This window comes from Streptomyces asoensis (assembly GCF_016860545.1).
In the GTDB taxonomy this organism is placed as follows: domain Bacteria; phylum Actinomycetota; class Actinomycetes; order Streptomycetales; family Streptomycetaceae; genus Streptomyces; species Streptomyces asoensis.
Genome location: NZ_BNEB01000005.1, coordinates 2,524,672 through 2,536,644 on the forward strand (window position 1 = coordinate 2,524,672; position 11,973 = coordinate 2,536,644).

10 protein-coding genes are annotated in these 11,973 nt (G+C 71.7%); 1 reads left to right on the forward strand and 9 read right to left on the reverse strand.

Annotation, left to right across the window (positions count from 1 at the left end):
• Window positions 1-93: 93 nt before the first annotated feature.
• From cimA to Saso_RS38850, 8 genes are all read right to left on the reverse strand, one after another.
• Window positions 94-1,698 (reverse strand): citramalate synthase, encoded by a 1,605-nt coding sequence (gene cimA, locus Saso_RS33765; RefSeq protein WP_189926713.1) that lies wholly within the window; start codon window positions 1,696-1,698, stop codon window positions 94-96.
• Between the two features lie 307 nt (window positions 1,699-2,005).
• On the reverse strand, window positions 2,006-2,620 hold the full coding sequence (locus tag Saso_RS33770) for a TetR/AcrR family transcriptional regulator (RefSeq protein WP_189926715.1): 615 nt from the start codon (window positions 2,618-2,620) through the stop codon (window positions 2,006-2,008).
• A gap of 34 nt (window positions 2,621-2,654) precedes the next feature.
• On the reverse strand, window positions 2,655-3,692 hold the full coding sequence (locus tag Saso_RS33775) for an agmatine deiminase family protein (RefSeq protein WP_189926717.1): 1,038 nt from the start codon (window positions 3,690-3,692) through the stop codon (window positions 2,655-2,657).
• 9 nt (window positions 3,693-3,701) lie between these two features.
• Window positions 3,702-5,375 carry an urease subunit alpha gene (locus Saso_RS33780; protein WP_189926719.1) on the reverse strand — a complete coding sequence of 558 codons (1,674 nt, stop codon included), beginning with the start codon at window positions 5,373-5,375 and terminating at the stop codon, window positions 3,702-3,704.
• Window positions 5,372-6,097, reverse strand: coding sequence for an urease subunit gamma (gene ureA, locus Saso_RS33785; RefSeq protein ID WP_189926721.1), 726 nt, complete (start codon window positions 6,095-6,097; stop codon window positions 5,372-5,374). The genes Saso_RS33780 and ureA overlap by 4 nt, the downstream gene beginning before the upstream one ends.
• 153 nt (window positions 6,098-6,250) lie before the next feature.
• Window positions 6,251-7,339 (reverse strand): branched-chain amino acid aminotransferase, encoded by a 1,089-nt coding sequence (locus Saso_RS33790; RefSeq protein WP_189926723.1) that lies wholly within the window; start codon window positions 7,337-7,339, stop codon window positions 6,251-6,253.
• Window positions 7,340-7,588: 249 nt separating this feature from the next.
• A complete protein-coding gene (locus tag Saso_RS33795) occupies window positions 7,589-8,632 on the reverse strand; it encodes a 3-isopropylmalate dehydrogenase (protein ID WP_189926725.1) in 1,044 nt (347 codons plus the stop codon).
• A 160-nt stretch (window positions 8,633-8,792) separates the two neighbouring features.
• A complete protein-coding gene (locus Saso_RS38850; RefSeq protein WP_107085114.1) occupies window positions 8,793-8,924 on the reverse strand; it encodes a hypothetical protein in 132 nt (43 codons plus the stop codon).
• A 403-nt stretch (window positions 8,925-9,327) separates the two neighbouring features.
• Here Saso_RS38850 and Saso_RS33800 point away from each other — a divergent pair, with 403 nt between their 5' ends.
• Window positions 9,328-10,224, forward strand: a complete 897-nt coding sequence (locus Saso_RS33800) for an alpha/beta fold hydrolase (RefSeq protein WP_189926726.1) — start codon at window positions 9,328-9,330, stop codon at window positions 10,222-10,224.
• A gap of 110 nt (window positions 10,225-10,334) precedes the next feature.
• Here the strand turns inward: Saso_RS33800 and pruA are convergent, their stop codons facing one another.
• Window positions 10,335-11,966 carry an L-glutamate gamma-semialdehyde dehydrogenase gene (pruA, locus tag Saso_RS33805; protein WP_189926728.1) on the reverse strand — a complete coding sequence of 544 codons (1,632 nt, stop codon included), beginning with the start codon at window positions 11,964-11,966 and terminating at the stop codon, window positions 10,335-10,337.
• Between the last annotated feature and the right edge of the window lie 7 nt (window positions 11,967-11,973).

An 11,973-nucleotide genomic window follows, 5' to 3' on the forward strand; every position in this document is an offset into this window, starting at 1 on the left:
CGGGGCCGTGCGGTGTCCCCGCCGAGCGCGTGCGGCTCGCCGGGGACCCGCCGGGACCCGCCGCGGGTCCGGGCGGGTCCGGGCGGGGGCCGTCTACTCGGCGGGCTCCACCTTGGCCCGCAGCAGCCCGTACGTGTAGGCGTCCTCCAGGGCCTGCCAGGACGCGGCGATCACGTTCTCCGCGACGCCCACCGTGGACCACTCCCCCGCGCCGTCCGTCGTGGAGATCAGGACGCGGGTGGTGGACTGGGTGCCGTGGACGCCCTCCAGGATGCGGACCTTGTAGTCGACCAGGTCGAGCTTGGCGAGCTGGGGGTAGATCTTCTCCAGGGCCACGCGCAGGGCGCGGTCCAGGGCGTTGACCGGGCCGTTGCCCTCCGCCGTCGCGACGATGCGCTCGCCCTTGGCCCAGAGCTTGACGGTGGCCTCGTTGGCGTGGGTGCCGTCGGGGCGGTCCTCGACGATGGCCCGCCAGGACTCGACCTCGAAGTACTTCAGCGGCCTGCCCTCGACCTCGCCGCGCAGCAGGAGTTCGAAGGAGGCGTCCGCCGCCTCGTAGGTGTAGCCCCTGAGCTCGCGTTCCTTGACGCGCTCCACGACCCGCGCGACGACCTCGCGGTCCCCGCCCAGGTCGACGCCGAGCTCCTTGCCCTTGAGTTCGACCGAGGCGCGTCCGGCCATGTCCGACACCAGCATCCGCATGGTGTTGCCGACCTGCTCGGGGTCGATGTGCTGGTAGAGGTCCGGGTCGACCTTGATGGCCGAGGCGTGCAGACCGGCCTTGTGCGCGAAGGCCGAGACTCCCACGTACGGCTGGTGCGTGGACGGCGTCAGGTTGACGACCTCGGCGATGGCGTGCGAGATGCGGGTCATCTCCCGCAGCCTGCCCTCGGGCAGGACCTGCTTGCCGTACTTCAGCTCCAGGGCCGCGACCACCGGGAAGAGGTTCGCGTTGCCGACCCGCTCGCCGTAGCCGTTCGCCGTGCACTGCACGTGCGTCGCGCCCGCGTCCACCGCGGCCAGGGTGTTGGCGACCGCGCAGCCGGTGTCGTCCTGGGCGTGGATGCCGAGCCGGGCGCCGGTGTCGGCGAGGACCGTGGAGACGACCGCCTGGATCTGCGCCGGGAGCATGCCGCCGTTGGTGTCGCACAGGACGACGACGTCGGCGCCGGCCCCGGCCGCCGCGCGCACGACCGCCTTCGCGTACTCGGGGTTCGCGCGGTAGCCGTCGAAGAAGTGCTCGCAGTCGACGAAGACGCGGCGGCCCTCTCCCTTGAGGAAGGAGACCGTGTCGGCGACCATGGCCAGGTTCTCGTCCAGCGTCGTGCGCAGAGCCAGTTCGACATGCCGGTCGTAGGACTTGGCGACCAGGGTGATCACGCCGGCGCCCGACTCCAGCAGCGCTCTGACCTGCGGGTCCTCGGAGGCCTTCGCGCCTGCGCGGCGGGTCGCGCCGAAGGCGACGAGCCGGGCGTGCTTGAAGTCGATCTCCTCCTGGGCGCGGGCGAAGAACTCGGTGTCCCGCGGGTTGGCGCCGGGCCAGCCGCCCTCGATGAAGCCCACGCCGAAGTCGTCCAGGTGCCGGGCGATGGCCAGCTTGTCGGCGACGGTGAGGTTGATGCCCTCCCGCTGCGCGCCGTCGCGCAGGGTGGTGTCGAAGACGTGGAACGAATCGTCGGGTTCGCTGGTTGCGGTCATGGTCTGAAGGCTCCTGTGTCGGATCTCGGTCGTTACCGGAATGACCGGCTCCACCGTCCCCCCATGGTCCCTCGCGCTCTCGCTCCCGGCTGTGGGTGGGCCAGAAAAGCGAAAAACCCCTCGCGGGTGCGAGAGGTCTGCGCGCGGGTCGAGGACGACGATGGCCGCTCGTACCTGGTCGTACGGAGCGGTCACTGCGGACCGGCGCGCCTGCTGCCAATAATCGTGGCGAACGAGAGCACGGCGGCAGTCTGGCACAGACCGCCCCGGTGCTCACGGGGCGTCTCAGGATGCGAGCAGCGCGTTCTCACGGCGCCGTGATCAGGGCCTCCGCGAGGAACTCGCGGACGTGTCCGAGGACCTGTTCCCGGTCGGTGCCGCGCAGGCCGACGGCCACATGGATGGAGAAGCCGTCGAGCAGAGCCCGCAGCCGGGCCGCGAAGCGGTCGGGGTCCACCGGCCGGAACTCGCCGCGGGAGACCCCTTCCGCCAGCAGGGCGACCAGGTCCCGGTGCCAGGCGCCCTCGATGGCCGCCTGCCGGTCCCGGGCCACCGCCTCGGCGGCCGCGTTCTGCGAGCGGTTCCACACCTCCAGCCAGAGCGTCCAGTGCGGGTCGCGGTGGCCGTCGGGGACGTACAGGTCGACGTAGGCGTCGAGGCGCTCGCGCGCCGGGGCGTCACGGGTCAGCAGCCGGGCCCGCTCGGCGCCGAGCCGGCCCTCGCTCCACTCCAGGGTGCGCAGCAGCAGTTCGTCCTTGGAATGGAAGTAGTACAGGAGATGGCCGCTGCTCATGCCCACCTCGCGGCCGAGGCCGGCCATGGTCAGCTTCTCCAGACCGCTCTCGGCGATCATCGCCATGGCGGCGGCGAGGACGTCCTCGCGGGGCGGGGCGTTCCTGCGTGCCCGTGCCGCTGCGGCCATGTCCCGGCTCCCCTGTCCTCGGTGTCCCCGGGTCTCAGACCCTCGGCTGCTGCTGGGTGATGCAGTGGATGCCACCGCCACCGGAGAAGATCGTACGGGCGTCCACCAGTGTGACCGTCCGCTCCGGGAAGAGGCGGCGGAAGATGCCGGCGGCGAGTTCGTCGCGGGGGTCGTCGAAGCCGCAGAGCACCACACCGCCGTTGCACAGGTAGTGGTTGATGTAGGAGTAGTCGGCCCAGTGGCCGTCGGCCTCCAGGACCGTCGGGGCGGGGACCTCGACGACCTCCAGCCGGCGGCCGCATGCGTCGGTCTGCGCCCGCAGCAGTGCGATGACCTCCTTCGTCACCTCGTGGTCGGGGTGCGCGGGGTCGGGCTGGTGGTGGGCGACGACGACGCCGGGGCGGGCGAAGGCGGCGACGATGTCGACGTGGCCGAGGGTGCCGTAGCCGTGGGGAGGGTAGTCGGCGGTGAGTCCGCGGGGCAGCCAGATCGCCTTGCGGGTGCCGAGCAGGGCGTGGATCTCCGCTTCGGTCTCCTCCCGCGTCCAGCCCGGATTGCGCTCCGGACCGAGCTGGACCGTCTCCGTGAGCAGGACCGTCCCCTCGCCGTCGACATGGATCGCGCCGCCCTCGTTGACCAGACCGGAGGCGTACGTCCGGGCCCCCGCGAGGTCCGAGACATACGCGGCGATCTTCGCGTCGTGTTCCCAGCGGGCCCAGCCCTGGGCGCCCCAGCCGTTGAACGTCCAGTCCACGGCCGCCAGTTCACCGCCGCGCCCGGTCAGGAAGGTGGGGCCGATGTCCCGCATCCAGGCGTCGTCGAGTTCCCGCTCGACCGTGTCGATCCCCGGGCCGAGGAGGGCGCGGGCGTCCGCCGACCCTCCGGGGCCGCACACCACGGTCACCGGCTCGAACCGGCGGACCGCGCGGGCGACGCAGGCCCAGGCGGCGCGGGAGGCGGCCAGGTCGGCGGGGTCGCCGAAGGTGGGGTTGGGGCCCGGCCACGCCATCCAGGTGCGCTCGTGCGGGGCCCATTCGGCGGGCATGCGGAAGCCGTCGGCGGCAGCAGACATCAGCGGTCCTCAGAGGAAGTACAGGCGGTTGAGGGAGACGGACTCGGCCGGCTCGGAACGCAGCGGCTCGCCGTCGAGGGTGACGAGCCCGGTGCGCTGGTCGACGTCGACCGATCCGGTACGGGAGTTGCGGCGCAGGTCGGCGGGGCCGATGCCGCGGGTGCCGCGGACGGCGACCCGGCGACGGCGGGTCGGCATCGAGTCGCCGCCTTGGTCCAGGGCGGCCCGGGCGACGAAGGCGACGGAGATGTCGGCCGGGGTCGCCCCGTACGCTCCGAACTGCGGTCCGAGGACCAGGGGTTCGCAGGTGTCGGTGGCGGCGTTGGGGTCGCCGACCACGCCGTACGCGGGGAACCCCGACTTGAGCACGAGCTGCGGTTTGGCACCGAAGAACTCGGGCCGCCACAGCACGATGTCGGCGAGTTTGCCCACCTCGATCGAGCCGACCTCGTGCGCGAGACCGTGCGCGATGGCCGGGTTGACGGTCAGCTTGGCGATGTAGCGCAGGACGCGCTCGTTGTCGTGGCCGTCGTCCGGGGCGCCGAACTCGGCCTTCATCTTCCCGGCCATGGCGAACGTGCGGCGGACCGTCTCGCCCGCCCGGCCCATGCCCTGGGCGTCGGAGGAGGTGATGCCGATCGCGCCCAGGTCGTGCAGGACGTCCTCGGCGCCCATGGTGCCGGCCCTGATGCGGTCGCGGGCCATGGCGGCGTCGCCGGGCAGGTCGGTCTTGAGGTCGTGGACGGAGACGATCATGCCGTAGTGCTCGGCGACGGCGTCCCGGCCGAAGGGGAGGGTGGGGTTGGTGGAGGAGCCGATGACGTTGGGGACGCCGGCCATCTTGAGCACGTTGGGTACGTGCCCGCCGCCGCAGCCCTCGATGTGGAAGGCGTGGACGGTGCGGCCCTCGAGCACCCGGAGGGTGTCCTCGACCGACAGGCATTCGTTCAACCCGTCGCTGTGCAGGGCGACTTGCACGTCGTGTTCCTCGGCGACCCGCAGTGCCGTGTCCAGTGCCCGGGTGTGGGCGCCCATGTCCTCGTGCACCTTGAAGCCCGAGGCGCCGCCTTCGGCGAGGGCCTCCACGAGGGGGGCGTCGGAGGACGACGAACCCCGGCCGAGGAAGCCGATGTTGACCGGCCAGGCGTCGAACGCGTTGAACGCGTGCCGCAGCGCCCAGGGCGAGTTGACGCCGACGCCCCACACCGGACCGAACTCCTGCCCGATGACGGTGGTGACCCCGGAGGCCAGCGAGGCCTCCATGATCCGCGGCGACAGCAGATGGACGTGGGTGTCGACGGCGCCGGCGGTGGCGATCAGCCCCTCACCGGACACGATGGACGTCCCCGTGCCGACGATCACGTCGACCCCGTCCAGGGTGTCGGGGTTCCCGGCCCTGCCGATCGCGTGGATGCGGCCTTCCCGGATGCCGATGGAGACCTTGCGGATCCCCAGCACGGCGTCGATCACGACGACGTTGCTGATCACGACGTCGCAGGTGTCGCGCACGGCGGCGGCCTTGAGGTGCAGTCCGTCGCGGGCGGTCTTGCCGAAACCGGCGAGGAACTCGTCGCCGGGCAGCTGGGAGTCCGACTCCACCCGGACGACCAGCCCCGAGTCGCCGAGCCGGACGCGGTCGCCGGCCCGGGGGCCGTGGGTGGCCGCGTACTCGTAGGGGTTCACCGGTCCGCCTCCACGTCCGCGCCGAGGTATCCGCAGGCGGCGGCGCGGCGCAGCGCCTCGTCCTTCGCGCCCGGCGCGTCGAGCGGCCCGTCGACCAGCCCGGCGAAGCCGACGGCGACGCGGTCGCCGCCGATCGGCACGAGGGCGACCTCGCGGCTCTCCCCGGGGCCGAAGCGCACGGAGGAGCCGGCGGGCACGGCGAGCCGCATCCCGTAGGCCCGCTCGCGCGCGAAGTCGAGCCGCGGGTTGGCCTCGAAGAAGTGGAAATGGGAGGTGACGGAGACGGGCACACCCGCCGTGTTGGTGACCGCCAGCCGGACGGCCGCCGCGGGCCCGCCGTCCCCGGCACCGGTGTGTCCGGGGCCGGAGTGTCCGGGGCCCGGCAGGAGGGCTCCCGGCGCCCGGTCGCCGAGCGTGCCCCCGCGGAAGGGATCGCCGACCACCGCGAGGCGCGAGCCGTCGTCGAAGACGGCCTCGACATGGACCTCGGTGACGACGTCCGCGACTCCGGGCAGGACGTCGTCCGGGCCGAGGACCGAGCGGGCGCGCTCGATCGCCTCGGCGAGCCGGACCCCGTCCCGGGCGGCCTCGCAGACCGTGTCCGCGATGAGCGCGGTGGCTTCCGGCACGTTGAGCCGCAGTCCGCGGGCCCTTCTGGCCCGGGCCAGCTCCGCCGCGCCGAAGAGCAGCAGCCGGTCCCGTTCGGTGGGGGTGAGTCGCACGTTACCGCCCCTTTCTTTGAGCAGCACTCTAAATGTTCCTGACGATGATCAGAAGACCACAGGAGAAACTTTTGAACGCTGCTCAAACATCGGCGGCCTCCAGGAACGCCGAAGGGCCACCCCGGACGGGGTGGCCCTGACGGAGGAGGGTGCTCAGCCCAGTTCGTGCATCCAGCCGTGGCGGTCCTCCGCCGTACCGCGCTGGATGTCCAGCAGGGCCTGGCGCAGCCGCAGGGTGACCTCACCGGGCTCGCCGCCCGCCTGCCGCCACTCGCCGCCGGTGCGCTTGACCGTGCCGACGGGGGTGATCACGGCGGCGGTGCCGCAGGCGAACACCTCCTTGAGCGTGCCGTTCTCGGAGTCGCGCTGCCACTGGTCGACGGAGACGCGGCCCTCCTCGGCCCGGTAGCCGAGGTCGCGGGCGACGGTGAGGAGGGAGTCACGGGTGACGCCCTCCAGGATGGAGCCCGTCAGCGACGGCGTGACGATCCTGTCCTCGTAGACGAAGTACAGGTTCATGCCGCCGAGCTCCTCGACCCACGTGCGCTCGACCGCGTCGAGGTAGCAGACCTGGGCGCAGCCCTGGGCGGCGGCCTCGGCCTGGGCGAGCAGCGAGGCGGCGTAGTTGCCGCCGGTCTTGGCATCGCCCATACCGCCGGGGACGGCGCGGACGTGATCCTCGGAGACCCAGATGGAGACGGGCTTGACGCCGCCCGGGAAGTAGGCGCCGGCCGGCGAGGCGATGACGAGGAACAGGTACTCGTTGGCCGGCTTCACGCCCAGGCCGACCTCGGTCGCGATCATGAAGGGGCGCAGGTAGAGGGACTCCTCGCCGCCGTGCGCGGGGACCCAGTCCTTGTCCTGGCCGACGAGCGCGTCGCACGCCTCGATGAACGTCTCGACCGGCAGCTCGGGCATGGCCAGCCGGCGGGCGGAGCGCTGGAAGCGCTTGGCGTTCTGGTCGGGACGGAAGGTGGCGACGGACCCGTCGGGCCGGCGGTAGGCCTTGAGGCCCTCGAAGATCTCCTGCGCGTAGTGCAGGACGTTGGTGGCGGGGTCGAGGGGGATCGGCGCGTACGGGACGAGCTGACCGTCGTGCCAGCCGCGGCCCTCGGTCCACTTGATGGTCACCATGTGGTCGGTGAAGTGGCGGCCGAAGCCGGGGTTCGCCAGGATCGCCTGCCGCTCGGCGGCGGAGGTGGGGCTGGCGGAGGGCTTGAGCTCGATCGTGGGCGTCGTCATGAGTGGTTGTCCTTCACCGGTTGTGTAGTGACGGGCCGCGCTCACGTCCGTACGGCCAGTGGCCGATGGTAGGACGTCCGAGCATTCCCTCATACCGCGGCTCCTCGTCCGATTATCGCAAGGGGCGGACGACGGCCAAAACGGCGGGAATGCGACCCGGGGTCGATGGTGGCACCCGGCGGGGGACATGCGGAAGCCGCCGGGTGCGGATGCAACCCGGCGGCTTCGAATGGTTTCGTGCGGCGCGGGTCAGCCTGCTACTCGTACGGAGAGCGCGTCGCCGATCTCGGAGGTGCTGCGGGCGGGCAGCGCGCCGCGCTCCGCGAGGTCGGCGGAGACGGCTTCCTCGATGCGGACCGCCTCCGCGTCGTAGCCGAGGTGGCGCAGGAGCAGGGCGACGGACAGGACCGTGGCGGTCGGGTCGGCCTTGCCCTGGCCGGCGATGTCCGGGGCCGAGCCGTGCACGGGCTCGAACATCGACGGGAACTCGCCGGACGGGTTGATGTTCCCGCTCGCGGCGACGCCGATGCCGCCGGAGACGGCCGCGGCGAGGTCGGTGATGATGTCGCCGAAGAGGTTGTCGGTGACGATCACGTCGAAGCGGGCGGGGTCCGTGACCAGGTAGATCGTCGCGGCGTCCACGTGGATGTAGTCCGTGGTGACGTCGGGGAACTCCTCGGCCACCTTGTTGAAGACGTTCGTCCAGAGGTGGCCGGCGAAGGCCAGCACGTTGTTCTTGTGGACCAGCGTGAGCTTCTTGCGGGGGCGGGCCTGGGCCCGGGCGAAGGCGTCCCGGACCACGCGCTCGACACCGAAGGCCGTGTTCACGGAGACCTCGGTGGCGACCTCGTGCGGGGTGCCCTTGCGGATCGTGCCGCCGTTGCCGGTGTACGGGCCCTCGGTACCCTCGCGGACCACGATGAAGTCGATCTCGGGCTGGCCGGCCAGCGGGGTGGCGACCCCCGGGAGGAGCTTCGAGGGACGCAGGTTGACGTGGTGGTCGAAGAGGAAGCGCAGCTTGAGCAGGAAGCCCCGCTCCAGGACGCCGGAGGGCACGCTCGGGTCGCCGATCGCGCCGAGCAGGATGGCGTCGTGCCGCCGGAGCGCCTCGACGTCGGCGTCGGTGAGGGTCTCACCGGTGGCGTGGTAGCGCCGGGCGCCGAAGTCGTACTCCTTGGTCTCCAGCTTCACATCCTGCGGGAGGACGGCGGAGAGGATCTTGAGACCTTCGGCCACGACCTCCTGGCCGATGCCGTCACCGGGGATCACTGCGAGATTGAGGCTGCGAGACATGCGGGAACCCTACTCCGCGTCCCATGGGATGACACAGACCGTCCGCCATACGGACAGTAGGTCGGGTGGTGCCGAGGTGCGGCGCGGGGCCCGAAGTCCCGTTCGGGGCCCGCGCCGCACCCCGGTCGGGTGCGGCTCCCGGACTGCGGGGCGGCTCGGCTCAGTGGCCGGTCTCGCCGCCGTTGTCACGGCGGTCGAGGGCGCGCTGGAGCGCCGCGGCGGCGTTCTTGCGGTCGGACTCGCTCGTACGGGAGGTGTGGCGGACGCGGCGGCGGACGGTCGTCTCGGCCATGGGAGATCGACTCCTTCGAGAACAGCACGGAGTGCGGAAAGGGTTACGAGACTCCCCCTTCGCCCACAGGGCCGGGGGCACCGCAAGGGCGGGGAGCGGGGCCGCAGGGGTTGCCTGCCGGGGGCCCGGCTCACGACCGCCATTCGCTTGGTCGAGCGAGACGTTCGGCTCCTACAAAACTAAGGGAGCAGCGCGCGCATGTCTCTACAGTTACTCGGACTTCCTACTATCTGAGACGGCACTCCGGGGCACCGGGCGCCGACCTGCGGTTTCACGGACATCGGCGACCCCGCGCGAGCACCCGGACGGCCCCCTCCGCGACCACCCCCTCCCGGCGCACACCGATCACCTAACCCCTAAAAGCCACTTGACCGGTTAGTGCGCCGCGTGGTGCACTCGGGGCATGACCCTCCACGACCACCACGAGGTCCACCGCCGGGTTCACCACCGCACCGCGACGGTCCGCGGCCACGAGATCGCCTACCGGGAGGCGGGCCCGGCCGACGCGCCCGTCCTGCTGCTCCTGCACGGCTTCCCCAGCAGCTCGCACATGTTCCGCGACCTGATCCCCCTGCTCGCCGACCGCTACCGCGTCCTGGCCCCCGACCACCTCGGCTTCGGCCGCTCGGCGGTGCCCGCCGGCTTCACCTGGACGTTCGAGGAACTCGCCGCGATCACCGCGGAGTTCACCGAGGTGCTGGGGCTGAAGAGGTTCGCGCTCTACATCCAGGACTACGGCTCCCCCATCGGACTGCGCCTCGCCCTCGCCCACCCCGACCGCGTCAGCGCGATCATCACCCAGAACGGCAACGCCTACGAGGAGGGACTGGGCGCGCAGGCCTGGGCGCCGGTGCTGGCCCTGATCGCGCAGCGCACCCCCGCGACCGAGGCCCCGGTGCGGGAGATCAGCAGCCCCGAGGGGATCAGGTGGCAGTACCTGCACGGGGTTCCGCCCGAGCAGCAGGACCTGGTCAGCCCCGACGCGTACGAGCACGACGCCGCCCTCATGGCCCGGCCCGGCCAGTCGGAGATCCAGCTCGACCTGATCTCCGACTACGGCTCCAACTTCGCCCTCTACCCGGCCTTCCAGGAGTACTTCCGCACCAGCCGGGTCCCGCTGCTCGCGGTCTGGGGCGCGGGCGACGAGATCTTCGTCCCGGCGGGCGCGCTCGCCTTCCGCCGGGACCTGCCCGAGGCGGAGGTGCATCTGCTGCCCACCGGGCACTTCGCGCTGGAGACGCACGCGGGCCAGATCGCCGCGCTCGCACGGGACTTCCTCGGACGCCGTCTCACCGGCTGAGCGCTCCCGCCCCGGCACCACCACCGCCGCCGCCCGGCGGAACCCGGACACACGGACGGGCCGGGTCCGAAAAGGACCCGGCCCGTGCGCGCACCGTCCGCCGTGCGGTGTCAGCCCATGTGCGGGTACGGGTAGTCGGTCGGCGGGACCAGCGTCTCCTTGATGGCGCGGGTCAGCGTCCAGCGCGTCAGGTTCTGCGGGGCGCCGGCCTTGTCGTTGGTGCCCGAGGCACGCCCGCCGCCGAAGGGCTGCTGGCCGACCACGGCACCGGTGGACTTGTCGTTGATGTAGAAGTTGCCGGCCGCGTAGCGCAGCTTCTCCATCGTGTACGCGGCCGCCGCGCGGTCGCCCGAGACGACCGAGCCCGTCAGCGCGTAGTCCGACACCGACTCCATCTGCGTCAGCATGGCGTCGTACTGGTCGTCCTCGTAGACGTGCACGGCGAGGAACGGGCCGAAGTACTCGGTCGTGAAGACCTCGTTGGCCGGGTCGGTGCACTCCACGACGGTCGGGCGCACGAAGTAGCCGACGGAGTCGTCGTACGTGCCGCCCGCGACGATCGTGCAGGTCGGGTCCGCCTTGGCGCGGTCGATGGCTGCCTTGTTCTTGGCGAAGGACCGCTCGTCGATGACCGCACCGATGAAGTTCGAGAGGTCGGTGACGTCACCCATGGTCAGGTGGTCGACCTCGGCCGCGAACTCCTCCTTGAAACCGGAGTTCCAGATCGACGCGGGGATGTAGGCCCGGGAGGTCGCGCTGCACTTCTGGCCCTGGTACTCGAAGGCGCCACGGGTGAGCGCGGTCTTCAGGACCGCCCGGTCCGCGCTCGGGTGGGCGACGACGAAGTCCTTGCCGCCGGTCTCGCCGACCAGACGCGGGTAGGCACGGTAGTTCTCGATGTTGGCGCCGACCGTCTTCCACAGGTACTGGAAGGTCTTCGTCGAGCCGGTGAAGTGGATGCCGGCCAGGTCACGGTGGTTCAGGGCGACCTCGGAGACCTCCAGGCCGTCACCGGTGACCAGGTTGATGACGCCCTTGGGCAGCCCGGCCTCCTCCAGCAGCTGCATCAGCAGCACGGCGGCGTGGGTCTGCGTCGGGGACGGCTTCCACACGACCACGTTGCCCATCAGCGCGGGAGCGGTCGGCAGGTTGCCGGCGATGGCGGTGAAGTTGAACGGCGTGATCGCGTAGACGAAGCCCTCGAGCGGGCGGTGGTCGAGGCGGTTCCACACGCCCGGGGAGTTCGCCGGCGGCTGCTCGGCGAGGATCTGGCGGGCGTAGGCGACGTTGAAGCGCCAGAAGTCGACCAGTTCGCAGGGACAGTCGATCTCCGCCTGCTGGGCGGTCTTGGACTGGCCGAGCATCGTGGAGGCGGCCAGCGTCTCGCGCCAGGGGCCGGCGAGCAGTTCGGCGGCGCGCAGGATGATCGCGGCGCGGTCGTCGAAGGACATCGCGCGCCAGGCGGGCGCGGCGGCGAGGGCCGCGTCGACCGCGTCCTGCGCGTCCTGCCGGGTGGCGTTGGCGTACGTGCCGAGGCGGGCCTTGTGGTTGTGCGGCTGCACGACGTCGAACCGCTCACCGCCGCCCATCCGGCGCTCGCCGCCGATGGTGCAGGGCAGGTCGACCGGGTTGTCGGCCAGTTCCTTGAGCTTGGCCTCCAGCCGGGCGCGCTCCGGCGAGCCGGGGGCGTAGCCGTGCACCGGCTCGTTGACGGGGGTGGGGACCTGGGTTACCGCGTCCATGTCTTCC